23 protein-coding genes are annotated in these 24363 nt (G+C 68.2%); 8 read left to right on the forward strand and 15 right to left on the reverse strand.

Annotation, left to right across the window (positions count from 1 at the left end):
• The first annotated feature begins 45 nt into the window (after window positions 1-45).
• The 5 genes from C998_RS0103425 to C998_RS0103445 are packed head-to-tail and all read left to right on the forward strand — an operon-like array spanning window position 46 to window position 6549.
• The gene (locus tag C998_RS0103425; RefSeq protein ID WP_018869451.1) at window positions 46-327 is read left to right on the forward strand and encodes a hypothetical protein; all 282 of its coding nucleotides are present in this window, start codon (window positions 46-48) and stop codon (window positions 325-327) included.
• Between the two features lie 7 nt (window positions 328-334).
• On the forward strand, window positions 335-1414 hold the full coding sequence (locus C998_RS0103430; RefSeq protein ID WP_018869452.1) for an agmatine/peptidylarginine deiminase: 1080 nt from the start codon (window positions 335-337) through the stop codon (window positions 1412-1414).
• Window positions 1411-2331, forward strand: coding sequence for a carbon-nitrogen hydrolase (locus C998_RS0103435; RefSeq protein WP_018869453.1), 921 nt, complete (start codon window positions 1411-1413; stop codon window positions 2329-2331). The genes C998_RS0103430 and C998_RS0103435 overlap by 4 nt, the downstream gene beginning before the upstream one ends.
• A gap of 51 nt (window positions 2332-2382) precedes the next feature.
• A complete protein-coding gene (gene mfd, locus C998_RS0103440) occupies window positions 2383-5853 on the forward strand; it encodes a transcription-repair coupling factor (RefSeq protein ID WP_018869454.1) in 3471 nt (1156 codons plus the stop codon).
• A complete protein-coding gene (locus tag C998_RS0103445; protein WP_018869455.1) occupies window positions 5854-6549 on the forward strand; it encodes a CsiV family protein in 696 nt (231 codons plus the stop codon).
• A gap of 68 nt (window positions 6550-6617) precedes the next feature.
• Here the strand turns inward: C998_RS0103445 and C998_RS0103450 are convergent, their stop codons facing one another.
• Genes C998_RS0103450 through C998_RS0103460 form a run of 3 tightly spaced genes read right to left on the reverse strand, consistent with a single transcriptional unit; the run spans window position 6618 to window position 9303 of the window.
• The gene (locus tag C998_RS0103450; protein ID WP_018869456.1) at window positions 6618-7577 is read right to left on the reverse strand and encodes a S49 family peptidase; all 960 of its coding nucleotides are present in this window, start codon (window positions 7575-7577) and stop codon (window positions 6618-6620) included.
• 41 nt (window positions 7578-7618) lie between these two features.
• On the reverse strand, window positions 7619-8323 hold the full coding sequence (locus C998_RS0103455) for an HAD family hydrolase (protein ID WP_018869457.1): 705 nt from the start codon (window positions 8321-8323) through the stop codon (window positions 7619-7621).
• Window positions 8320-9303: an RluA family pseudouridine synthase gene (locus C998_RS0103460; protein ID WP_018869458.1), complete on the reverse strand. Its 984-nt coding sequence runs from the start codon at window positions 9301-9303 to the stop codon at window positions 8320-8322. Before C998_RS0103460 ends, C998_RS0103455 begins: the two co-directional genes overlap by 4 nt.
• Before the next feature lie 477 nt (window positions 9304-9780).
• Between C998_RS0103460 and C998_RS0103465 the strand changes: the two genes are divergently transcribed.
• Complete coding sequence (locus C998_RS0103465) at window positions 9781-12852, forward strand: Rne/Rng family ribonuclease (RefSeq protein ID WP_018869459.1); 3072 nt, start codon at window positions 9781-9783, stop codon at window positions 12850-12852.
• Window positions 12853-12911: 59 nt separating this feature from the next.
• Here the strand turns inward: C998_RS0103465 and C998_RS0103470 are convergent, their stop codons facing one another.
• Window positions 12912-13418, reverse strand: a complete 507-nt coding sequence (locus C998_RS0103470; RefSeq protein ID WP_018869460.1) for a low molecular weight protein-tyrosine-phosphatase — start codon at window positions 13416-13418, stop codon at window positions 12912-12914.
• A 155-nt stretch (window positions 13419-13573) separates the two neighbouring features.
• Between C998_RS0103470 and C998_RS0103475 the strand changes: the two genes are divergently transcribed.
• Both C998_RS0103475 and C998_RS0103480 read left to right on the forward strand, forming a co-directional pair.
• Window positions 13574-14758 (forward strand): flagellar hook-length control protein FliK, encoded by a 1185-nt coding sequence (locus C998_RS0103475; RefSeq protein WP_018869461.1) that lies wholly within the window; start codon window positions 13574-13576, stop codon window positions 14756-14758.
• Entirely contained in the window at window positions 14755-15072 is a 318-nt protein-coding gene (locus C998_RS0103480; RefSeq protein ID WP_018869462.1) for an EscU/YscU/HrcU family type III secretion system export apparatus switch protein, read from the forward strand. The genes C998_RS0103475 and C998_RS0103480 overlap by 4 nt, the downstream gene beginning before the upstream one ends.
• A 10-nt stretch (window positions 15073-15082) precedes the next feature.
• Here the strand turns inward: C998_RS0103480 and C998_RS0103485 are convergent, their stop codons facing one another.
• The 11 genes from C998_RS0103485 to C998_RS0103535 form a co-directional block, all read right to left on the reverse strand.
• Complete coding sequence (locus tag C998_RS0103485) at window positions 15083-15505, reverse strand: DUF2802 domain-containing protein (RefSeq protein WP_018869463.1); 423 nt, start codon at window positions 15503-15505, stop codon at window positions 15083-15085.
• An 83-nt stretch (window positions 15506-15588) separates the two neighbouring features.
• Window positions 15589-15816: a hypothetical protein gene (locus tag C998_RS0103490; protein ID WP_018869464.1), complete on the reverse strand. Its 228-nt coding sequence runs from the start codon at window positions 15814-15816 to the stop codon at window positions 15589-15591.
• Window positions 15817-15889: 73 nt separating this feature from the next.
• The gene (locus tag C998_RS0103495; RefSeq protein ID WP_018869465.1) at window positions 15890-16348 is read right to left on the reverse strand and encodes a chemotaxis protein CheW; all 459 of its coding nucleotides are present in this window, start codon (window positions 16346-16348) and stop codon (window positions 15890-15892) included.
• Window positions 16349-16486: 138 nt separating this feature from the next.
• Entirely contained in the window at window positions 16487-17233 is a 747-nt protein-coding gene (locus C998_RS0103500) for a chemotaxis protein CheW (RefSeq protein WP_018869466.1), read from the reverse strand.
• On the reverse strand, window positions 17230-18033 hold the full coding sequence (locus C998_RS0103505; RefSeq protein WP_018869467.1) for a ParA family protein: 804 nt from the start codon (window positions 18031-18033) through the stop codon (window positions 17230-17232). The genes C998_RS0103500 and C998_RS0103505 overlap by 4 nt, the downstream gene beginning before the upstream one ends.
• A gap of 17 nt (window positions 18034-18050) precedes the next feature.
• Window positions 18051-18923, reverse strand: coding sequence for a flagellar motor protein MotD (gene motD, locus C998_RS0103510; RefSeq protein ID WP_018869468.1), 873 nt, complete (start codon window positions 18921-18923; stop codon window positions 18051-18053).
• Window positions 18924-18930: 7 nt separating this feature from the next.
• Window positions 18931-19674, reverse strand: a complete 744-nt coding sequence (locus C998_RS0103515) for a flagellar motor protein (RefSeq protein ID WP_018869469.1) — start codon at window positions 19672-19674, stop codon at window positions 18931-18933.
• A 1-nt stretch (window position 19675) separates the two neighbouring features.
• Complete coding sequence (locus C998_RS0103520; RefSeq protein WP_018869470.1) at window positions 19676-20788, reverse strand: chemotaxis response regulator protein-glutamate methylesterase; 1113 nt, start codon at window positions 20786-20788, stop codon at window positions 19676-19678.
• A 2-nt stretch (window positions 20789-20790) separates the two neighbouring features.
• Window positions 20791-23058, reverse strand: coding sequence for a chemotaxis protein CheA (locus C998_RS0103525; protein ID WP_018869471.1), 2268 nt, complete (start codon window positions 23056-23058; stop codon window positions 20791-20793).
• Window positions 23059-23130: 72 nt separating this feature from the next.
• Window positions 23131-23913 (reverse strand): protein phosphatase CheZ, encoded by a 783-nt coding sequence (locus tag C998_RS0103530; RefSeq protein ID WP_018869472.1) that lies wholly within the window; start codon window positions 23911-23913, stop codon window positions 23131-23133.
• A gap of 35 nt (window positions 23914-23948) precedes the next feature.
• Window positions 23949-24329 (reverse strand): chemotaxis response regulator CheY, encoded by a 381-nt coding sequence (locus C998_RS0103535; RefSeq protein ID WP_018945949.1) that lies wholly within the window; start codon window positions 24327-24329, stop codon window positions 23949-23951.
• Window positions 24330-24363 lie beyond the last annotated feature (34 nt).

The following is a 24363-nucleotide window of genomic DNA, read 5'->3' on the forward strand; positions in this document are numbered from 1 at the left end:
GGGAAACGCGTTGCCTCCCGATCCCCGATCCACCGTGCGTCCGGAGTGCTTGTCGCCCTCCTTCTCGCTGGCGGCGCGGGGCTTGCCGGAACCGCCCAGGCCGACATCCTGCGGCTCGAGGACGGTTCGTTCACCATCAAGGAACGCGAGAGCGTGCCAACTCGCGGGCAGACCAAGGAAACGGTACGCGGCCGTTACGGCGAGCCGGCAACCCGGCACCCGACCGTGGGCGAGCCACCGATCACCCGCTGGGACTACGACAGTTTTTCGGTGGTGTTCGAGGATCGCTGGGTGATCCACACCATCGTGCACGGCAACGACGACTGACGCCGCCTTGGAAACCGGACACGAAAATATCCGCCGGCTGCCGGCGGAATGGGAGCCGCATGCGGGTATTCAGCTGACCTGGCCGCATGCGGACAGCGACTGGGCCGACAGCCTGGAGGAGGTCGAGCCGGTGTTCGCCCGACTTGCGGCCACCATCAGCCAGTACGAACCGGTCCTGATCGTGGCCCGCGATCCCGAACATATCGAGTCGTTTTCCGGGCTGCTGGTGGAAGCCGGTATCCGCAGCGACCGTCTGTGGTTCGCGCTCGCCGATTCCAACGACACCTGGGCGCGCGATCACGGCCCGATCACGGTGTATCACCAGGGCCGGCCACATCTGCTGGACTTCACCTTCAATGGCTGGGGCGGCAAATATCCGGCCGACCGGGACGATGCGATCACCGCCGCGCTCGCCGCGCAGGGGGTCTTCGGCACCAGCCCGGTGGAAGATGTCCCCCTGGTGCTGGAGGGGGGCAGCATCGAGAGTGACGGTCAGGGCACCCTGCTGGTGACCCGCTCCTGCCTGCGCCACGCCGGTCGCAATCCGGAGCTCGACGATGCAACCATCGAGGCCGCGTTGCGCCAGCACCTGGGCGCCCGGCGGATCCTCTGGCTGGAGCACGGCCATCTGGAAGGCGATGACACCGATGGCCACATCGACACCCTGGCGCGCTTCTGCGCCCCGGACACCATCGCTTACCAGCACTGCGACGACCCCGAAGACCCGCACTACGCGGAACTGGCGGCGATGGAGCGACAACTCGAGGCACTGCATCAGGCCTCGGGTGAGCCCTACCACCTGATCCCCCTGCCCTGGCCGCGGCCTCTGGAGCATGCCGGCCGGCGCCTGCCGGCCACCTACGCCAATTTCGTTCTGCTCAACGGCGCGGTGCTGGTGCCGGCGCACGATGATCCGGCCGATGCCGTGGCCCGCGAGCGTCTGGCCGAGGCCTTTCCCGGACGGGACATCCTGCTGCTGGACGCCCGTGCGGTACTGCGTCAGGGTGGCAGCCTGCACTGTCTGACCATGCATTATCCGCGGGGCGCCCTCGGCATCCCGGAGGAAGACGAAGCCGCCAACGCATGACCGCCGCCCCCCGTCCCGAACGCCGGGCGCCCCTGCAGGGCGCGCTGGTCCAGCACCGTGATGCCGGCAGCGTCGACGCCAACCTTCAGGCCACCGAGGACGCGGTGGCGGAGGCCGCGGCCGGTGGCGCACGGCTGGTCGTGCTGGCCGAGCTGCACACCGGCCCCTACTTCTGCCAGACCGAGGACGCCGCGACCTTTGATCGCGCCGAGCCGATCCCCGGCCCCTCCACCCGCCGCCTCGGCGAGATCGCCCGGCGCCACGGCGTGGTGCTGGTGGGGTCGCTGTTCGAGCGCCGCGCACCCGGCCTCTACCACAACACCGCGGTGGTGCTGGAAAGCGACGGGCGCCTGGTGGGCACGTACCGCAAGATGCACATCCCCGACGATCCGGGCTATTACGAGAAGTTCTACTTTACCCCCGGCGATACCGGCTTCAGGCCGATCGATACTTCCGTCGGCCGGCTGGGCGTGCTCGTCTGCTGGGACCAGTGGTACCCCGAAGCGGCCCGGATCATGGCCCTCTCCGGGGCCGAGGTACTGATCTACCCCACGGCCATTGGCTGGGATCCGGAGGATACTCCGGACGAACGCGAACGCCAGCGCGAGGCCTGGATCACGGTTCAGCGCGGTCACGCGGTGGCCAACGGTCTGCCGCTCGTCGCGTGTAATCGCACCGGGCACGAACGCGACCCTTCGGGCGCGTCTGCCGGCGCCCATTTCTGGGGCAGCAGCTTTGTGGCCGGCCCGCAGGGCGAATTTCTCGCCCGCGCCGGCGAGCAGGCGCCCGAGGTCTTGGCGTTTACCCTGGACATCGCCCGTGTGGACACTGTCCGGCGCATGTGGCCGTTCCTGCGGGACCGGCGCATCGACGCCTACGATCCCATCCTGAAGCGCTACATCGACCCGGAATCGTAAGCGCGGAATCCGTATAATGCCGCGTCCGCCATTCCGGAAGCTTCACACCGCATGTCCGAAGAACTGCGCAACCCCCTGAATCCCGGCCGCCTTCCCCGCTCCGGGTTCGAGACCTGGACCGGCATGGGACCGAGCGCCAGCACGCTGGCACTGGCGCGGGCCGCCGCGGATTTCCCGCACCCGCTGCTGGTGATCACGGAATCCAACGAGGCCGCGGACCAGTGGGAGGAAGAGTGGTCGTTCTTCACCGCCGGGCAGGACATCCCCCTGCTGCGCCTGCCCGACTGGGAGACCCTGCCGTTCGACGTGTTCTCGCCCCACGAGGACATCATCTCCGAGCGGCTGCGCACCCTGTACCGCCTGCCCGGACTCGAACGCGGGATCATCCTGATGCCGGTCGCCACCCTGATGCAGCGCCTGCCCCCGCGCCAGTGGCTGGCGGAACAGGGCATCGCGCTGCACAAGGGTCAGTGTCTTGACCGCATGCAGCTGCGCGAGGACTTGGTTCAGGCGGGCTACAACCCGGTACAGCAGGTGATCAGCCACGGCGAATTCGCGGTGCGCGGGGAGATCCTGGATCTGTTCCCGATGGGCGCGGAACAGCCCGTGCGCATCGAGTTCCTCGACGACGAGATCGACTCGCTGCGTCATTTCGACCCGGAATCCCAGCGCTCCACCGAGACCACCGAGCGCCTCGAGATCCTGCCCAGCCACGAATTTCCGCTGCACGAAGAGGCGATCCGCGAGTTCCGCAGCCGCTATCGCACGCGCTTCGAAGGCGACCCCGGCAAGCACCCGATCTACCGCGACATCTCCGAGGGTCTGGTGCCGCCGGGCATCGAGTCCTACCTGCCGCTGTTCTTCGAGACCCTGGACACGGTATTCGACTACTGCCCGCAGGCCCGCGTGGTGCAGGTGGGCGACATCGCCACCGCAGCCGCGCAGTTCGCCGACGAGGTCTTCCAGCGCTATGACCAGCTGCGTCATCAGGTGGACCGGCCCCTGCTCCCTCCGGACGAGCTGTATCTCAACCCCGAGGCGCTGGCCGGAGCACTGGGGGACACGTCCGGGCTCGCCCTGGGAGCCAACCCCGCTCCCCTGCCCGCCGGGCGCGGGCGCGAGGTGAGATTCCAGTGCGAGGATCCCCCCGACATGGCCCTGGAACCGGCCCGCGACGACCCGGCGCGGCGGCTGCAGGACGTGCTCTCCGGAGGCCCGCGTGTGCTGGTGACCACCGAGTCCGCCGGACGCCGCGAGGCCCTGCTGACCCTGCTGCGGGATCACGGCCTGGACCATCATGCGGTGGCTGGCTGGGAGGACTTCCTCGCGAGCGAACCGGGGCTGCACGTGACCGTCGGTACACTGGCGGCAGGATTCCGGTTGCCGGATGACCGCATCGTCGTCCCCGAATCCGCCCTGATGGGCGAGCGGGCACGACAGACCCGGCGGCGGGCGCGCCCGACCCGCGACGCGGAGGCGGTGATCCAGAACCTCTCCGATCTGACCATTGGCGCCCCGGTGGTGCACGAGGAACAGGGCGTGGGCCGTTATCTGGGCCTGCAGACCATGGAGATCAACGGCCAGCCCTCCGAATTCCTCACCCTCGAGTATGCCGATGGGGCGCGGCTGTACGTGCCGGTTTCCTCGCTGCATCTGATCAGCCGTTACGCCGGGGCCGATGCCGAACACGCTCCGCTGCACCGCCTCGGCAGCGAGCAGTGGAGCAAGGCCCGGCGCAAGGCCGCGGAGAAGGCCCGCGACGTGGCCGCGGAGCTGCTGGATATCCATGCCCGCCGGGCCGCAACGCAGGGCACGGTGTTCGAGACCGAGACCCCCGAATATCACGCCTTCGCCGCCGGCTTCCCGTTCGAGGAGACCCTCGACCAGCAACAGGCGATCGATGCCGTGCTGTCCGACATGGCCGCGGATCAGCCGATGGACCGGGTGATCTGCGGCGACGTGGGCTTCGGCAAGACCGAAGTGGCGATGCGCGCCGCCTTCGTCGCGGTGCAGAACCACAAGCAGGTGGTGGTTCTGGTGCCCACTACCCTGCTCGCGCAGCAGCACCACCAGAACTTCATCGACCGCTTCGCCGACTGGCCGGTGCAGATCGAATCGCTGTCGCGGTTCCGCTCGGCCAAACAGCAGGAAGCCGTGCTCGAGGGCCTGCGCGAAGGGAAGGTCGACATCGTCATCGGTACTCACAAGCTGCTGCAGAAGGACCTGAAGATCGAGAATCTCGGGCTGGTGATCGTCGATGAGGAGCAGCGCTTCGGCGTGCGCCACAAGGAGGCCCTGAAGAAGCTGCGCGCTCAGGTGGACATGCTGACCATGACCGCCACGCCGATACCGCGCACGCTCAACATGGCACTGGCGGGGCTGCGTGACCTGTCGGTCATCACCACCCCGCCGCGCGAGCGTCTGGCGGTGAAGACCTTCGTCAACGAATGGAACGACGCGGTCATCCAGGAGGCCTGCCTGCGCGAGATCCGGCGCGGCGGACAGGTGTACTTCGTCCACAACGAGGTCAACACCATCGACAAGACCGCCGCGCAGGTGCGCGAACTGCTGCCCGGGGCGCGGGTCGGCGTGGCGCATGGCCAGATGCGCGAGAGCGAGCTGGAACAGGTGATGCTCGACTTCTATCACCGTCGCTACAACGTCCTGGTCTGCTCCACCATCATCGAGACCGGGATCGACGTGCCCACCGCCAACACCATCGTGATGAACCGTGCCGACAAGCTGGGTCTGGCGCAGATGCACCAGCTGCGCGGACGCGTCGGCCGCTCGCATCACCGCGCCTACGCCTATCTCCTGACCCCGCCGTGGAAGAGCCTCAGCGCGGACGCGAAGAAGCGCCTGGAGGCGATCGCCTCGCTGGAAGACCTGGGAGTCGGCTTTACCCTCGCTTCACACGACCTGGAGATCCGCGGTGCCGGCGAGCTGCTGGGTGACGAGCAGAGCGGGCAGATCACCGAGGTCGGCTTCAACATGTACAACGACCTGCTCAACCGCGCGGTGAGCGCGCTGCGCTCCGGCAAGATGCCCGAGCTGGAGGCCCCCGAGCCAACCGGGACCGAGGTCGAGCTGGGAATGCCGGCGCTGCTCCCGGACGAATACGTCCCCGACGTGCATACCCGGCTGATCCTGTACAAGCGGATCAGCAACGCCGATTCCGAGGACGCCCTGCGTGATCTGGAAGTGGAGCTGGTCGACCGCTTCGGCCTGCTGCCGGATCCGGCGCGCACCCTGTTCGCGGCGGCACGCCTGCGTTTGCGCCTGACGCCGCTGGGCATCCGCAAGCTGGAGATGGGGCCGGCCGGCGGTCGCCTGGTCTTTGGAACGGATCCCGATCTGGACATCGGGGCCCTGGTGGAACTGGTGCAGTCGGACCCGCAGGGGTATCGTCTGGACGGACAGAAGGCCTTCCACTTCCATGGCAGCATGGAGACGCTGGAAGCCCGAACCGAGGCGGTTCACCGACTGTTGAACACCATCAGCCGCAACCAGGAGGCGGCCTGAATGTCACGCAAACATCGCGAGTCCCCGACGACCGACGTCCGGTCCGGTCCGCACAGCCCCGGTCGGCGCCGGCTGCTGGGCACGCTGGTGGCCCTGCCCTGGCTGGCGCCCGCCGGCCCGGCGCTGGCCCAGGTCGGGCGTGAGTACCGCATCGAGCTGGTGATCTTCCAGCACCTGACCGAAGAAGGCCGCCGGTTACTGGAAACCACGGGGGCCGCGTTGCAGCCATCGCCGGGATCCGGCCCGATCGGCGAAGGGACCTACCGGCATTCGCGCCGGGGCTTCGACCTTGGCCATGTGGTCCGGCGCATCGAGGACGATCGCGACAGCCGCCTGATAGCCACCCTCGCATGGGACCAGCGCGGCCGGGACCATGCCTCCACGCCGTGGCTGACGGTACGTGAGGGGCGCCCGCTCGACCGCCGCACGCCGCTGTACGACGATCGCGGTCCGGCCTCGCCGATCCTGCAGGAACCGGCAGAGGAACGTCACGAACTCGAAGGCCGTTTGCGGGTCTGGGTCGGTCGTTTCCTGCATCTGGAGACCGACCTGATCTTCCATGACGCGACCGCCGGGAATGGCGCCATTGCCGTCCGGGGCCATCAGCGGATGAATTCGGGCGACGATCTGTTCTACCTCGACCACCCGGTCGTCGGCATGATCGCGCGCGTCACGCGCATCGACACCAGCGACTGACGCGCGCGCCCGCCGGACATGGAGTCCGTGGGGCGGGGGCCGCCCCCGGCCGGTTCCGGTTTACCGGCTCATCGCCACTGAGGCGTGGATTCCAGGTTCAGCATCTGCTGCATCACCACCGTGCCCAGGTCCTCCAGGAACAGCTGGATGGGCGTGCGGCGCGGACGGAATTCCACCATTTCCTCGATTCCGATCACGTCGCGAGCCACGCTGCGCGGATTGCCGAGACCGTCGGTCAGCCCGAGCTCCACGGACCGTTCGCCGGTCCAGGTGAGCCCGTTGAAAATATCGGCGTCCTCGTCCAGACGTTCGCCGCGTCCGGCACGGACCACATCGATGAACTGCTGATGGACGTCCGTGATCAGGCCTTCCATATGATCCACATGGTCCGGCTCCAGCGGCAGGAACGGATCGAGGAAGGCCTTGTTCTCGCCCGCGGTGAACAGCCGGCGCTCGACACCGATGTTGTCGATCAGGTCCACCACGCCAAAGCTGTCCAGACGCACGCCGATGGAGCCCACCAGGCTGGCGCGGTCGGCGTAGATCTCGTCCGCCGCTACCGCGATGTAATACGCGCCCGAAGCCCCGATGTCCCCGATCACCGCATACAGGGGGATGTCTTCGTGTTCCTCCTTCAGGCGCAGCAGTTCGTCGTGGATGATCCCGGCCTGCACCGGACTGCCGCCACCGGAGTTGATGCGCAGCATCACCGCCTGCGTGCCGTCATCCTCGAACGCCCGTTGGAGCGTCCGGGTAAGGTCCTCCGCATTGGCGCGGGCCGAGGCCGCGATCATGCCGTCCACGTCCACCACGGCCACGTGTTCCCCGGGTTTCCTGTCGGTTTCGAACCAGCTGTCGAAGCCGTCGCCCCGCACCAGGATCAGCAGGGCGAACAGATAGGCGAACAGCAGGATCTTGAAAAAGATGCCCCAGCGGCGCGCGCGGCGCTGTTCGATGACCTGCGCCTGGACCAGGTTCTCCAGGGTTTCACGTTCCCAGCCCGGCTTGTCGTCTTTCGACCATCCCATCTCGTTCGTCCTCTTCCAGGGAAACACTGATCCGCGTTCCGTCACGGTTCCATCAGTCGGCGGTGCAGCGCGGGAATGTCCGGCACCAGCGCCGCCGGTTCCTCGGCGGCGAGGCGCGCATCCGAATGGGCCCCGTGGGTGATCCCCACCGCCCGTACCCCGGCCGCCCGCGCCATCTGCAGATCGTAGATGCTGTCGCCCACCATCAGCGCCCGCTCGCGGGCGACCCCCGTACGCCGCAACAGGTCCTCCAGCATCGCGGGGGCGGGCTTGGACGGCTGCTCGTCACTGGTCACGGTGGCCACGAAGCGGGGGCCCAGTCCACTGGCCGCCAGCGTCCGGTCGAGCCCGGCGCGGGATTTGCTCGTGGCTACCGCCAGCAGGATCTCGCGCCGGTCCAGGTCCTCCAGCAGCGCCTCCACGCCGGGGTAAAGCGGCTCGTCCGGGGCATCCGTGGCCTCCAGGTAGCACTGGCGGTAGCTCGCGGCGAACGCCTGTATCCCGGCGTCGTCCAGTTCGGGGTGGAGCTGACGTACCGCCGCCTGCACCCCCAGCCCGATGATGCCACGCAGCGCGCTTTCCTCGCGCTCGGGAAGACCGTGCTCGCGGGCCGCGCGGCGCAGGCAATGGATGATGCGCCGCGGCGAGTCCATCAGCGTCCCGTCCCAGTCGAAGACCACCAGGCGGAGTTCCCCGGTGTCGGGCGGAAGCAATGCCACCTGCGTATCCTTGCCCGTTGCCGTCATGTCGTCGCGTCCGCCGTGTCCAGATTTTCCAGCACCTGCTGCAGTTCGTCCGGCAAGGGAGCGGAAAAGATCCGCTCCTCGCCCCTTCCGTCCTCGAAGCGCAACGCCTGGGCATGCAGGAACAGGCGTTCGAGGCCCAGCTGACGCAGCCTGCGATTGGCATCCGGCAGGCCGTATTCATGATCGCCCGCGACCGGATGACCGATCTCGCGGCCATGCACCCGGATCTGGTGAGTCCGTCCGGTGCCGATGCGGACGTCGGCCAGCTGAAAGGCGCCATGGGCTTCCAGCGGCACGAACACGCTGTTCGCCGCGCGCTGGCGTCCGCCGGTGTCGCCCGCCGCGGACATGCGACGGCGCCCGTCGTCGCCGCGATCCGCGCTCAGCGGGGCATCGCAATGGATGGGCTGGTCATCTTTCCAGCGGCCAACCAGCAACGCCAGGTAACGCTTGTCCACGCGCCCGTCACGCAGGGCTTCGTGCAGGGCCTGCAGCGGCTCGCGCCCCTTGGCCAGCACCAGACACCCGGAGGTCTCGCGGTCCAGACGGTGACCCAGTTCCAGCGACGCATCCGGCCGCAACACCCGCATCGCCTCGATGATCCCGAACGGCAGACCGCTGCCCCCGTGCACCGCCAGACCCGAGGGCTTGTCCAGCACCAGGTAGTCGTCGTCCTCGAACAGGATCGCCCCGCGCAGGCGTTCCAGCACCTTCGGCGGCACATCCGGGGTGCCGGTCTCCTGCGGACGCTCGAGGTCCGGCACGCGGACCTTCGAGCCCGTGGACAGGCGCTGGCGCGCGCTGGCCCGCCGGCCGTCCACGCGGATGGCCCCCTTGCGGATCAGCCGGTAGAGCAGACTCCGCGGCACTCCCTTGAGTTCGCGCAACAGGAAATTGTCGAGACGCTGGCCGTCGGCGCGCTCGCCCACCACCAGCTCGCGGGGGCCGGAAGCGCCGGCGTCGGAAGATCGGGATTTCATGCGCGGAATGCTACCGCAGTCCCCTCCCCGCGGCCATGCGCGCCGTGCTTGCCGACGCCGCGACGATCTCACCCGGGGAACAGAACGGATCCTGCCGTGCGTCGTCATAAAGTAGCAAAAAACTTGCCGCGGCAGGGCCTTGTATCCTACATTGCCCGCTGGCGGTACCCCGTTCCGGGCGTACGCCGCCACGAATCATCCACCGCTCCGGCCCGCGCCTCAGGCGCCGGGGCCGGACGGCCCTCGCCAAGAGCGAACGCGTGACACTATTTCTTTTAACCCAGTCCTGCTTCCCCGGTCGCTGTCCAGAAGGACGGCTGATCCCGTGGCTGCTGGTGAATACCTGGCTGGCGCGCTGGCTCACGCTACGCGCCGCCCCTGCGCGCACTCTTTCAGCACAGCATCCGTGCCGCACGGTCACCGCCCGCCCGACCGGCCCTGTCGGGGAGCAGCGGGACGCCCCAACGAGTCCATCGCATGAAACGCATCCTGATCAACGCAACGCAGCCGGAAGAGCTGCGCGTCGCCATGGTCGACGGCCAGCGGCTGTACGACCTCGACATCGAACTTCCCTCGCGCGAGCGCAAGAAAGCCAACATCTACAAGGCGAAGATCACCCGCGTCGAGCCCAGCCTCGAAGCGGCCTTCGTCAACTTCGGGGCTGACCGCCACGGCTTCCTGCCGTTCAAGGAAATCGCCCATTCGGCGGTGGGAGCACCGGCCGACAGCGACAAGCCCGTCCGCGAGTTCCTGAAGGAAGGCCTGGAAATCCTGGTCCAGGTCGAAAAGGAAGAGCGTGGCACCAAGGGTGCAGCGCTCACGACCTTCATCAGCCTGGCCGGGCGCTACCTGGTCCTGATGCCCAACAACCCGAAGGCCGGCGGCGTCTCGCGCCGGATCGAGGGCGAGGACCGGGCCGAACTGCGCGAGGCCCTGTCGGGCCTGAACATCCCCGAAGAGATGGGCCTGATTGCCCGCACCGCCGGTGTCGGCCGCAGCACCGAAGAGCTCCAGTGGGACCTCGATTACATGACCGCGCTGTGGTCGGCGGTGACCGAGGCCTCGAAAAAGGCCCGGGCCCCTGCCCTGATCCACCAGGAAAGCAACGTCATCATCCGTGCCCTGCGCGACCACATGCGCACCGATGTCGGCGAGGTGATCATCGACGATGACACCATCTACGAACAGGCCGACGAGTTCGTGCGCATGGTCATGCCCAACAGCCTGCGCAAGCTGAAGCACTACACCGACCCGGTCCCGCTGTTCAACCGCTACCAGATCGAAAGCCAGATCGAGAGTGCCTTTGACCGCGAGGTGCAGCTGCCCTCCGGCGGCGCCCTGGTGATCGACCACACCGAGGCGCTGATTTCCATCGACGTCAACTCGGCGCGCTCGACCAAGGGCGGCGACATCGAGGAGACGGCCTTTCACACCAACCTGGAAGCGGCCGAGGAAGTCGCGCGGCAGCTGCGGATCCGCGACCTTGGCGGCCTGATCGTCATCGACTTCATCGACATGAGCGCCAACAAGCATCAGCGCGAGGTCGAGAACCGCCTGCGCGAGGCGCTGGAGATGGATCGCGCGCGCGTCCAGGTCGGCCGCATCAGCCGCTTCGGGCTGCTGGAGATGTCGCGCCAGCGGTTGCGCTCCTCGCTGGGCGAATCCAGCCAGATCACCTGCCCGCGCTGCCACGGCCACGGCCAGATCCGCAGCGTGGAATCCATGGCGCTGTCCATCCTTCGCCTGATGGAGGAGGAAGGCATGAAGGACCGTACGGGCCTGGTCCTGGCCCAGGTCCCGGTGGACGTGGGCACCTTCCTGCTCAACGAGAAGCGCCAGGCCATCGGCGAGATCGAAGAGCGTCACGGGGTCGAGATCAGCATCATCCCCAACCCGCAGTTCTTTACCCCGCATTTCACCGTGCAGCGCGTGCGCGGCGACGAACGCGAGGAAGTGGTCAGCGATCGCAGCAGCCACCAGCTGGTGGAAATCGTGGAGGAAGACCCGGACCCGCATCAGGAGCGCCGGCAGAAGCCGGAAAAACCGCTGGTTCAGGGCGTCAGGGTATCCGCACCACCGCCGGAGTCCCCAGCCGCGCCGCCGACCGGTGCGGGTTCCTCCGCTCCGGCCGGGCCGCCGCCGGAACCGGTGGCCCAGCCCGGATTCTTCGGACGCATCTGGTCCGCGCTGTTCCCCAACAGCCGTCCCCCGGCCAGCACCGCCGGCACGCCGGCCGAATCGGACACGCCGGCAGAGGGCGAAGCGCGTGGCCGGCGCCGTGGCAAGGGTGGCGAGCGCGGGCCGGATCGCAACCGCAAGTCCGGCGACAGGAGCGGCGACAGCGGTGGCAATGGCAGCCGCCGTTCCCGCGGCGGCAAGGGTGACAAGTCCCGCAAGTCCGACAAACCCGACAAGTCCGGGGAGGAAACGCGCACCGGCAAGGGTGGCGGCCGGAACGGCGGCAAGCCCGAAGGTGATGACAAGCCGCGCAAGGAGAGGACCGGCGAACCCGGCGAAGGCAAGGGCAAGTCCGCCGGCGGCGGGCGTTCCGGCAAGGCCGGCGGCGCCGACAAGTCCCGCAAGGGTGAAGACAAAAGCGACGACAAGACCGCCCCTGAAGGCGCGAATGAAGGCCCGAAGACGGCCGAAACCAGCGCAGATACGCCCGTAGAGGCCACCACACAGGAAGCCGCGGATCGTGCGCCGGAGACCTCCGGTAGCGGCGAGGACAGCGGGGATGACGGCAAGGGGCGGACCCGCAGCCGGCGTTCCCGCCGTGGTGGCCGGCGTCGCGGCGGCCGTTCCCGCAGCGGCGACGCGGCAGCGGACAGCCAGGAGACCCGCGACGACCAGGACGCCAGCGCCACCGACTCCGGTGACACCGACTCCGGCGAGCCCACGGCCGACAGCAGTGAATCCGGATCGCAGGCCACCACCCCGGTCCGCTCCAACGCCGAACCGGCGCCAGCTGCCGCGCCGGACGCCGAAGCGCCGGAGCCGAGCCCCTCGCAGGAAGACAGCGAGGCGGCATCGGCATCCGGCGGGCGGAAGCCCCGCACCCGCAAGCCGGCGAAAAAGAAGGAATCCGCCGCCAGCGAAGGGGACGCGGACAACCAGGCCCCGGCCGAGGCGCAGGCGGAGCAGGCTACGGAGGCCGCCGGCGATGACACCGGCGAAGACGCGAGTGGAAGCAGCAGCCGTCGGCGGCGTTCCTCCGGCAGCCGCGGACGTTCGCGGGCCGCGCAAAAGGCGGAGGGCAATACGAGTGACGAGGGCAGCGCGGAGCCGGTGACGGAGCCCGCCAGCGACGCGGCTTCCGCATCCGCGCCCGAAGCCGGATCATCCGACGAATCCCCGGATGCCGGCACGGCCCCGTCCAGCCGCCGTCGCCGCACGAGCTCGACCCGGTCCCGCAAGAGCGCACCCGCGAGCGAAGCCTCCGACGCCGGCCCGGCGGCGGACGCCGGGGACAGCAAGCCCGCGGACAGTGAGCCCGCGGATACCGGCGGCGAGACGGACGCAGACGGTTCCGGGTCGAAGAAGGACTGAGGCCCGGTTCCATGAATCCCGCCCCCGCAGGCACGCACCTGTGGAGGCGGGATTCCCGGTCAGCCGGTGGATCCGTTCCGCGGCCGGATGCCGTGCTCGCGTTCGAAGTGCTCGAGCAGGCCGTCCGCGGCCGCCTCGACCAGGTCCATGACATGGACGAAACCCTCCCCTCCACCGTAATACGGGTCCGGGACCTCGGTTTCCGGCCGGTTCACGGCGTACTCGGGGAAGCGTTGCAGGCGCGCGCGTGTATCCTTGCCCTGCAACTGGCGAGCAATCCGCTCGTTCGCCTCGTCCATTACCAGGATGTAGTCGAATTCATCGAAGTCTTCGCGTTCCAGCTGGCGCGCGCGCAGGTGGCTGATGTCGTAGCCGCGGCCCCGGGCTTCATCGCGCGCCCGGGGATCCGGCCCGGAGCCGATGTGATAGCCATGGGTCCCGGCGGAATCGACTTCGATCACGTTCTCCAGCCCGCGCTCGCGCAGGCGCTGTTCGAATACGCCATGTGCCATCGGCGAACGACAGATGTTACCCATGCAGACCATGAGTACACGCAGCTTGGACATGTTGTTTCCTCTGTTGATGAATAAATGACTCGACGCGGCGGGAGCCTGCCCGGCCGCGGCCCTTGTGACAAGCAGGCATGCTCGTGCCCGAGATTCCGCCCGAGCCGGGCTTTGTGCCATGCTGATCCGGCATTCCAGCGAGAAGAGCGTTCCCCATGGGCGATTTCACCGGATCGCGTCCTCTGCTACCCCTCCCCGCCTCCGCGGACGGTGCGCGTGCCGGCGGGGTCCGCGATCCGCTGGCCGCCGTTGGACAGCGGATGGAGGTCCGCATGATCGAGCGCCTGGCGGACGGCAACGTCCGGCTGCAGCTGCCCGCTACCGGGGGTGGCAGCGGCGATCGCCCCGGCGTGCTGGTCGCTCGGCTGGCCGGCGCGATGTCCGAGGCGCTGGCTGCCCGTGCCGAAAGCGGCCAGCGCCTGATGGCCGAGGTGACGCGCAGCTCGCCCTCGCTGGAAGTGCGGCTCCTGCCGGCCGCGGGTTCACCGGGTATCGGGACCGGCTCACCGGCGGAGACGGATCGACTGGCGGCCTTGCTGCGTCGGACCCTGCCCGCGGCGCGCGCCCTGGCGCCAACGCTGCAGGCCCTCTCCGCCGCGGCAACGCCTCCGGACACCCGCGCCGACGCGGCCTCGACGCGCATCGACGCCCTGGTGCGCGGTCTCCCCGACGCCTCCGGCCTGACCCGCCCCGAAGGCCTGCAGCAGGCGACGCGTGCCTCCGGGGTGTGGCTGGAGTCCATGCTGGCCCAGTCCGGTACACCGGGCAGCGCGGGCCCGAACGTGTCGGGCGACCTCAAGGCCCGGCTGCTGCGGGCGGCCGACGCCCTGCGGCAGATGCCCGGTACCGGCCCGGGCGGCGGTGCCGGCTCGGCCCCCGCGGGCGGGACGGGCCCGCTGCTGGAGGGCATGCTGGCCCGCCTCGCCAGTCTTCAGCTGCAGGCCGCCGGCGACGGAGCGGATCCTCAGCGCTGGCTGTTCGAACTGCCATTTCGCACCCCGCAGGGTATACAGGGCCTGCATGGCGAGATCGAACAACACGCCGGCGAACACGACGGGGCCACCGAAGGTGACTGGCGCTGTCGTCTGACCCTCGATCTGCCGGCCCTGGGCCCGACCCTCATCGTGCTGCATTCACGGGCCGGACAACTGCACGTACATTTTACCGCCGAACGCGCGGAGACCGTGGAACGCCTGCAGGCCGGCCAGGGGTCCCTGCGCGACAACCTGGCCGCGCGCGACCTGGAACCGGCGAGTCTTGCGGTGCGCCAGGGCGACGTGGATACCGATCCGCAGGCCCGGCCGGACCGGGCGCACGGCATGCTGGACGAACGCGCATGACCCGTGGCCGTGACAGGCGAACGGGCGGGGCCACGGGGGCACCGGGGCATGACCGGGCCGTCGCCCTGGAGTGGGATCGCCGGCAGGCACCGCGCATCACCGCGTCGGGCACCGGGGTGACCGCGGGGGAGATCCTCCGGATCGCCGAGGAACACGATATCCCGCTGCATCAGGACGCCGCCCTGAGCGAGGCCCTGGCTCAGGTGCCACTGGGCGAGGAGATCCCCGAGGAGCTTTACGTGGCCGTGGCGGAGGTACTGGCCTTCGTGTTCCTGCTGGCGGGGATCACGCCGGAGGACCTCGGACGATCCTGATCAGCCCCCGTCAGTCGTCGTCACGCGCGCTCCCGGCACCGTGCAGGCTGTAGATCAGGTCCAGTTCCGCGGCGGTCAGGCTGCAGAGCCGGCGGACTTCCTCGCGCGGATAACCCTCGCGGACCAGCTGGATGGCCTTCTCGTACGAGCCCTGATCCGGGTCACGCGCGCGCAGCTCGGTGTGCTGGTCGTGCAGGCGTTCCAGCGCCCGCTGTACCGAAGCCTGCGCCTGACCGTGATTGATCACCCCCTCGGACAGGACCTTCATCGCCCCCTGCAGGGCCATCAGGGAGGTCGCCTGGCGCTGGTAGTCCTGCCGCAGAGCCGTGAGCTGCCGCCGCAGCAGCAGCACCAGCGCAACGGCGAATCCCGCCACGATGGTGGCCAGCAGCGCGATCCCCGCCGCAAGCCAGACCAGTAGATTCTCTCCCATCAACCCGTGCTCCCCGTTGGCTGGCCCGATTGTCGCGTGAAGTCACGGTCCGAGGCCAGTCCGGAGATGCGATGCGACGGCAATCAGGCGTATTCGTCGATCCGCCCGCCCCGGCGCCGTTCGCGTTCGGCCAGGCGTGGCGGTTTCTGCTGGGCCGGGGGGATCCCGGGGCGCAGGATCGGGTCGCGATCATGGTCGTCGCTCAGGGCGTGGCCGGCCACGCTGGTGTGCACCGGACGCACGTCGCGAGGTGGCCTGAGGACCGGGTAAAGCGGCCGTACGGAACGGTCGTGCTGGAGCTCGTCCACCATTTTTTCACCTCCCGCACGGGCGGTCCGTGCATCGGTGCGCCGTCCCGCCCGACCGGGCGAATCCGGCGCCGGGCTACAGCTCCCGCAGCTGCGCCCACTCCTCGTCGGAGAGGAGCTTGTTCAGGTCGACCAGGATGGTCAGACCCGCTTCGGTACTGGTGACGCCCTGGATGAAACGGCTGCTTTCGTCGTTGCCGACCTCCGGCGCCGCCTCCACGCTGTCGGGCGAAATCCGCACCACTTCGGACACCGAATCCACGAGGATGCCCACGTTCTGGTCGTCCACGTCGATGATCACGATGCGCGAGGCATCGTCCGGCTCGCGGTCTTCCAGCCCCATGCGCCGACGCGCATCAATTACCGTAACCACGTTGCCGCGCAGGTTGATGATGCCGAGGATGTAATCCGGTACGCCGGGCACCGGCGCGATATCCGACACCTTCAGCACCTCCTGGACCTGGAGCACGTCGATGGCGTAGGTCTCGTCGGCCAGGCTGAAGGTCACGTACGGAGCGGTATCGGCCTTGGCCATGGATTCAACGTCTTGTGCGCTCATGCTCATCCTCTTGGAGCGGTCGTGTCCGGCGGGACGGACACGCAACATGGATTCTTTTTCAATGTAACGGCCGACGTCCGGGTGGCTTGAAGGCCACCTGGTCCGGCCGGTGGTTCACCCCTGGCCGGACTCCCAGTCCCCGGCCTCGAGACTGCCGTGCAATGCCGTCAGGTCCAGCAGGGTCGCCATCTTCTCGCGATCCACGCCCGCGAGCCACGGCAGCCGGCGCCGTTCGCTGCGCCAGCGAAGCTGTTCGGGGTCGATCGTGCGGGTCCCGTGGATCGCCCGGCAGGCCAGCGCAAAGCGCGAGTTCGCGAGAAAGACCACCTGACGCGCGGTGTCCGGTTCGTACTCCCGGTCCGACGGCGTCACGATGGCGGCGAGGTCGATCAACTGCACCCGGCCCTGCTTGCTGTCCGCGATGCCCAGATACCACGGAGAATGCGCCGGCGTCGGGCGGATGTTCAGCTGATCCAGCGGTGTCACGCCTCCGAGGTCCACCAGGGGAGCCAGCAGGGTCAGTGGCCCGGCTTCGATGACCAGGGCCGAAAACGGCTTTTCCGGCCGGGGATACGTCGGACCCGCGGGAGATTCCGGCGGCGCGGCGGGGCCGGCAACCGGCGCCGGTTCGCTCGCCGGAACCTCCACCGGGCTGTCCACCGGCTCCAGGATGTCGTCGCGCATCAGGCTGCGCGGGCCGGCCGGTGCCTCGGCCACCGGTGTACGCGAATCCTGCGCGGACCGTTCCTCCTTCTGCTCGGCGGGGGCCGGCTCCGGCGCGTCCAGCAGGTCGCCGAAGTAGTCCTCGAGGGCCTGTGGCTCGGCGAGCAGCGGCCCGTTCTGTTGCCGGTGACGGCTCATTTCGCCTGTCTCCTCTCCCCGTGGGTCCGTGGCAGCCGTCCGCCGATGGTTTCCAGCAGGTCGGCATAGGCCAGCACGCCGCGGGCATCCGGGATCATGAAGCAAAGCGGCTGTCCTGCACTGGAGGCATCACGGAACTTGGTATCCACCGGAATCACCCCGGACCAGACCTCGTCGCCGTACTGCCGCCGCAACTCGGCAAGCGCTTCGTGTGCCGCGCGGGTTCGCCGGTCGAACAGGGTCGGGATGATGCGGTAGTTCAGTTGTGCCTTGCGCGATTTCTGGACCATCGTCAGGGTGTTGATCATGCGCTCCAGCCCCTTCAGGGCGAGGAATTCCGTCTGTACCGGGACCAGCAGTTCGTCGCAGGCCGCCAGGGCGTTCACCATCAGCACGCCCAGCATCGGCGGGCAATCCATCAGGACATAGTCGTAGTCATCCTGCACGCCCTCCAGGGCATGGCGGAGCACCAGCCCCATGCCGCCCCGCGTACCGAGCTGACGGTCGAGCGTCGCCAGCGCGGTACTCGCGGTCAGCAGATCCAGTCCCGGGAACGGTGTCTCGCGTATCAGCCCGGCCGGGTCCGGACGCTCCCCTTCCACCGCCTGATTGAACAGTTCGTACACGCCGCGCGTCGCGGTCTCGGGGTCGTGTCCGAAGTACGCGGTGAGCGAGCCGTGCGGGTCCATGTCCACCAGCAGCACCCGCTGGTCCGGACCGGACAGCAGTCCGCCCAGGGTCACCGTCGTGGTGGTCTTGCCCACCCCGCCCTTCTGGTTGGCTACTGCCCAGATCTTCATGCGACGTCCTCTCGTGGCTACGGCGACGGCACCGCACGCAGCTGTTCCGGTTCCCGTTGTCCGTCTTCGCGCGGGGGTGCCCCGGGCAGCACCACGATCGCCACCCGGCGGTTTTCCGCCCGCCCGGCCGCGGTCTCGTTGTCCGCCACCGGTCGATATTCCCCGTGCCCCAGCGCCACCATGTCGGCCGGGTCCATGCCCTGCTGTTCGAACATCCTGACCACTGTGGCCGCCCGCGCGGCGGACAGTTCCCAGTTGGAAGGATAGACCTCCGTGGTGATCGGCACATTATCGGTATGCCCCTCGACGTGAATGCGCGCCGCGCGCGGCGCCAGCACCCCCGCGATATCTTCCAGCACGGGCTCCGCATCCGGGTTCAGGGTGGCCTCGCCGCTGGGGAACAGCAACTGGCTGGTGATCTCGATCTCCAGCCAGTAGGTGTCCCGCGTCACGTCCACCTGCCCGTCCTCGATCATCGGTGCCATCGCCGATTCGATCTCGGCGGCCACCTCGGCGATCTCGTCCAGCAGGCCCTGCAGGTCTTCGTCACCGCGCTCCTCGAACAGACCCGAGGCCGCCCGGTCCAGCGCTTGCGGGCCGTCGTCCAGCAGCCCCGGCCGGATGTCGATGGGTGCCAGCGTACGCGGTACGTCCGCGTCCGACGGTGGTGCGACCACGCCGGGATCGCCGACCTGGATCGGCTCCAGCTGCCCCGGGGTCCCGAAGGCTTCCACCAGCGAATCGGACAGCACCCGGTACTTGCCCTCGTCGACCGAGGAGATCGCATACATCACCACGAAAAACGCGAGCAGCAACGTCACGAGGTCGCCATAGGGGATCGCCCAGGCTTCGTGGTTGGCTTCCTCCTCCTGACGTTTGCGCCGGGCCATGTCCGTCCTACCCGTGCACGTAGCCGCCGAGCTTGCTCTCGATGTTGCGGGGATTCTCCCCCTCCGCGATCGCGATCAGACCCTCCATCAGCATCTCCTGGTGACGGGAGCGTTCCTGCACCAGCGCCTTCAGCTTGTTCGCCACCGGCAGGAACAGCAGATTCGCCGAAGCGATCCCGTAGACCGTGGCCACGAACGCGGCCGCGATCCCGGCGCCCAGACGATCCGGATCGGTCAGGTTCTGCATCACCGCCATCAGCCCCATGACCGCGCCCACGATGCCGAGCGTGGGCGCATACACCCCCATGCTCTCGAAGACTTTGGCGCCCTGCAGATCGAAGGCCTCGCGGTTGTCCACGTCGGATTCCAGGATCTGCCGGATCACCTGCGGCTCGGTTCCGTCCACCAGCAGCTGCAGCCCCTTGCGGGCGAACGGGTCGCGTTCCTCTTCGGCTACGCTCTCCAGTCCGAGAAGTCCTTCCTTGCGCGCGATGTTCGACCATTCCACCACGCGGCGAATCATCGCGGCGTTGTCGATCGCCGGCGGACGAAAGACCCACGGCAGCATCTTCATGCCGTGCATGAAGACCCCCAGACGCGCCTGCACCAGGGTCGCGCCGAGGGTGCCCAGCACCACGATGATGAACGCCGCGGCATTCCACAGCGCGCCGATCCCGCTTCCCTTGGCGATGCTTCCGCCCAGCACCGCAACGAGCCCCAGGAGAATCCCGATGAGGCTCAGGATATCCATGTCAGCAGAACCCCTTGACCAGGGCCGGTCCAATCTCCGGCAACGGATACACGTGGTCCGTCAATCCGGCCTCTGCGACCGCCGCCGGCATGCCGTACACCACCGAGGTCGCCGCATCCTGCGACCACACCTGGGCCCCGCAACCCTTCAGCGCGCGCACGCCCTCGCGGCCGTCCGCCCCCATGCCGGTCAGGATGATGGCCAGGACCTGGCCGCGCAGCGCATCGACGGCCGATTCGAAGGCCGCGTCCACGCTCGGCTTGTAGATGGTGCCCGCCGGACTCTCGGTCACCCGCACGCGGGTCTGGGAACCGCGTTCCAGCGTCAGCTGCTGGCCACCGGGGGCCAGCAGAGCCGTGCCCGGGCGCAGGAAGTCGCCGTCCACCGCCTGCTTGATGCGGATCGGGCAGATCGCGTCCAGCCGCTCGGCAAACGCCGGGGTGAAGCTTGCCGGCATGTGCTGGACCAGCACCACCGGGAGCGGGAAGTTCGCCGGCAGGTGCTTGAGCACCTCCTGCAACGCCACCGGCCCCCCGGTGGAGGTCCCGATCAGCACCGCGCGCAGGGAACTGAGCGGTGCCGGCGGACGGGCCACCGGCGGCTTGGGCGTCTCGCGCGCGGTTTCGCTCGCCTTGCGGTCCGCAGCCTGCCGGCGTTCCGACACGGGTGCCTCGGTTTTCGGCCGGTCCCCTCCCGGCGCACTGGAGGAACGCGCGCGGCTGCGCGCCAGACTGCGGACCCGCCGGCGCAGCAGGGCACGCGCACTGTCTTCGTCCCCGGCCATGTCGGAGAAGCGTTTGGGCAGAAAGTCAACCGCCCCGGCCTCCAGCGCGTCCAGGGTCGCCTGGGCACCCTCGGTGGTCAGGCTGGAGAACATCAGGATCGGTCGCGGATGGTCCGCCATGATCTTGCGGACCGCCGTGATGCCGTCCATCACCGGCATCTCGATGTCCATGGTCACGACATCCGGGTCCAGTTCCTTCACGGCGTCGACCGCCTTCTGGCCATCCTCGGCCGTACCCACGACCTCGATCCCGATATCCGCGTTCAGGATCTCCGCAATCCGGCGTCGGAAAAACCCGGAATCATCCACCACCAGAACCTTGACCGGCATCCTCAGCCCTCAGCTCGTCGGGCGGCCCGGCGCGCGCGCCCGCTGCCCGGTACCTGATTCACCAGCAGGGTGACCAGGTCCGAGACATCCAGAATGAGTGCAATGCCACCATCGCCGGTAATGGTCGCCCCCGCCAGGCCCTTGACCCCCTGAAGATTCTGGCCCAGAGGCTTGATGACAACTTCTTCCTGCCCCACCAGACCGTCGACCACCAGGCCGACCTTGCGATCGGCCGCGTGGACCACGACCACATGGGCGTTCTCGCGGGGTTCCGGCTCCACGCCGGGCTTCGCCCAGCGCGACAGATAATGGATCGGCAGGGTCTGGTTGCGCACCACAATGACTTCCTGCTCGTCCACGTAATGGGTCTGGGTGAGATCCAGATCAAGGATCTCGGAGACCGCCGCCAGCGGGATCGCGAAACGGCGTTCGCCCAGAATCACCATCAGCGCCGGCAGGATCGCCAGGGTCAGCGGCAGCTTCACCCGCAACGTCGTGCCGACGCCGACCTCCGATTCGATCTCCACGGTGCCGTTGAGCTGGTTCAGGCTGGTCTTGACCACGTCCATGCCCACGCCGCGCCCGGAGACATCCGAGATCTCGGCCTTGGTCGAGAAACCGGCCATGAAGATCACGTTGAAGGCCTCGCGGTCGGTCATGCGCTCGGCCATCGCGGGCTCCATCAGCTCCTTTTCCACTGCCTTGCGGCGCAGCGCATCCGGGTCCATGCCGCGCCCGTCATCCTTGATGATCAGGGCGATATGGTCGCCTTCCTGCGCCGCGCCCAGCACTACCGTACCCCGGCGAGGCTTGCCGGCCGCCTCGCGTTCCTCGGGCATCTCGATCCCGTGGTCCACCGCGTTGCGTACCAGATGGACCATCGGATCCGCCAGGGCCTCGACCAGGTTCTTGTCGAGGTCGGTCTCCTCGCCGAAAATCTCCAGATCGATTTCCTTGCCCAGGTTGCGGGACAGGTCGCGGATCACCCGCGGAAAGCGATTGAAGACCTTCTTCACCGGCTGCATGCGGGTCTTCATCACCGAGGCCTGGAGATCCGAGGTCACCAGCGCCAGCGAACTGATCGCCTTGCCCAGCTCGTCGTCCACGTGCTCCGAACGCAGCATGCTGAGCCGGTTACGCACCAGCACGAGTTCGCCCACCAGGTTCATGATCTCGTCGAGGCGCTCGGTATCCACGCGCACCGAGGTTTCGCCCTGGTGTCCACCGCCGCCCTGGCCGCCGCCCCCGGTACTCCCGCCGGCGCCGCCACCGCCGGAAGCGCCGCCGCGCGCACCGCCGGAGGCGGGCGCAGGACCGGAACTTTCCGCTTTCTGTTCCTTTTCCTTCCCGGCCGTGTCCCCGGGCGAGGCTGCCGCCGGTTCTGCGGCAGGCCCGGTGTCCGCATCTCCGGTGCCGCCCGCCGCGGCGGCGGACGGGGCCGGCTCGGCCGGTTCGGCCGGGGCGGTCGGTGGACCAGCGCCTTTCGCCTGCAGTTCGTCGAGCAGGCTCTCGAACTCATCGTCGGTGATCTCGTCGTCGCCACCACCCGCGTCACCGCCATCCGCGGCCGCGACCTCCGGGGCCGACTCCGCTGCCGTGCCCGGATCCACCGGCTTCGGTGGCTGGTCTCCGTGCAGGCTGTCCAGCAGGGCTTCGAACTCGTCGTCGGTGATCTCGTCCCCGGCACCCACGCGGACTTCCTCATCGCCCGGCGCGTCATCGGCTGCCGGCTCCGGCGCGGACGGCGACTCGGCCGCTTCCTCCAGCGCCTCCGACGGCCAGTCGTCGGCCGTCGCCGGCGCTGCCTCCCCGGCCGGAGCCGCGTCCGGCGTTTCTTCCGCGACCGGGGCGGCTTCGTCCCCGCCGCCGACGGGGACCGTTTCGTTGCGGGCCATGCGTCGCAGGGTGTCGACCAGATCTTCGGGCGCCGGCGTCGGCTCCTGGCCGTCGCGCAGCTCGCCGAACATCACGTTGAGGGTGTCCAGCACCCGCAGCATGGTGTCCATGAGCTGGCCGTCCACCTGGCGCTCGTGATTGCGCAACAGGTTGAAGACGTCTTCGGCGTTATGGCAGACCGTCACCAGCGGGTCCAGCCCGAGAAAACCGGCCCCGCCCTTGATGGTATGGAAACTGCGGAAGACCGCATTCAGCAGATCGGTATCGTCCGGATGCTGCTCCAGGTCGATCAGCTGTTCGTTCAGGCCTTCCAGCAGCTCCCCCGCCTCGATCAGGAAGTCCTGGAGGATTTCGTCGTTGGGGTCGATGGCCATGCGGTCTCTCCGTTCCGGTGACTCGAATCGTCGGCAGATGGCTGCCGGTGCAAGGGGATCCCGGGACGGACCCTAGAACCCCAGGCTCGACAGCAGATCGTCCACCTCGTCCTGTCCTTGAACGACATCCGTGCCGGAATCTTGAGTGTGGGGCACCGCGGGTCCATGCCCGCGGCGGTCCTCCTCGCGTGCGGTTCGTTCCGCCTCCGGGGCCTTTTCGGCCGCCGACCGGGCATCCTTCTCCAGGCGCCCGGAAGACAGGCGGATCAGCGAGACCAGGTTTTCCTCCAGATCCGTGACCAGACGGATGACCCGCCGGATCACCTGCCCGGTGAGATCCTGGTAGCTCTGTGCCATCAGGACCTGTGACAGCAACCGGCGCAGTTCCTCGGTGTCCTTGCCGGTCTGTTCGAAAAATGCATCGAGTTCGCGCGCGAACTCGCGGAATTCCTCCACCGACAGTTCGCGGTTGCGGAACCGGGTCCATTTTTCGGTGAGTTCCGCGGCACGCCCGGCGAATGCCTCGGCAATCGGCAGGGACGATTCCACCGCATTCAGGGTTTCGTGCGTGGCCTGTTCGGTCTGGGTCACCACGTAACTCAGACGCTCGCGCGCATCCGGAATCTCGTCCTGCGCCAGCTCGACCAGACGCGAATCGCCCCGGAAGCTCTCCAGTGCCTCGTGCAGTTCGCGGGTCAGCTTGCCCAGTTCGTCGAACAGTTCGCGTTCATAAGGCCGCGCGAGCTCCTGGATCAGGCGGCGCGAAGCCTCCTCGTCACCGCCTTCCAGAGCGCCCACCAGCTCCCGCGCCAGCGCGAGCCGGTCATCCCCGGAGGCATTCTCTTGTTCGGTCATCGGGTCTCTCTTGCCGTGTCAGCCGGTCGCGGTATTCAGCCTTGAGCTTCAATACGTTCGAAGATCTTTTCGATCTTCTCCTTGAGCGTCTCGGCCGTGAAGGGCTTCACAATGTAACCGTTCACGCCGGCCTCTGCCGCCTCCACGATCTGATCGCGTTTGGCTTCCGCCGTGACCATCAGCACCGGCAACGATTTCAGCCGCTCGTCCTTGCGTACCTCGCGCAGGAGGTCGATGCCCGGCATGTTGGGCATGTTCCAGTCGGTGATCAGAAAATCGAAGTCGCCGTTCTGCAGCATCGGCAGGGCCGTGCTCCCGTCGTCGGCCTCCATGGTGTTGTTGAAGCCAAGATCCCGCAGGAGATTCTTGATGATGCGCCGCATCGTGGAGAAGTCGTCCACGATCAGGATTTTCATACCCTTGTCCACAGTTCGCTCCGGGAATGTGTTT

It is taken from the genome of Thioalkalivibrio sp. ALgr3 (assembly GCF_000377325.1).
GTDB lineage: Bacteria > Pseudomonadota > Gammaproteobacteria > Ectothiorhodospirales > Ectothiorhodospiraceae > Thioalkalivibrio.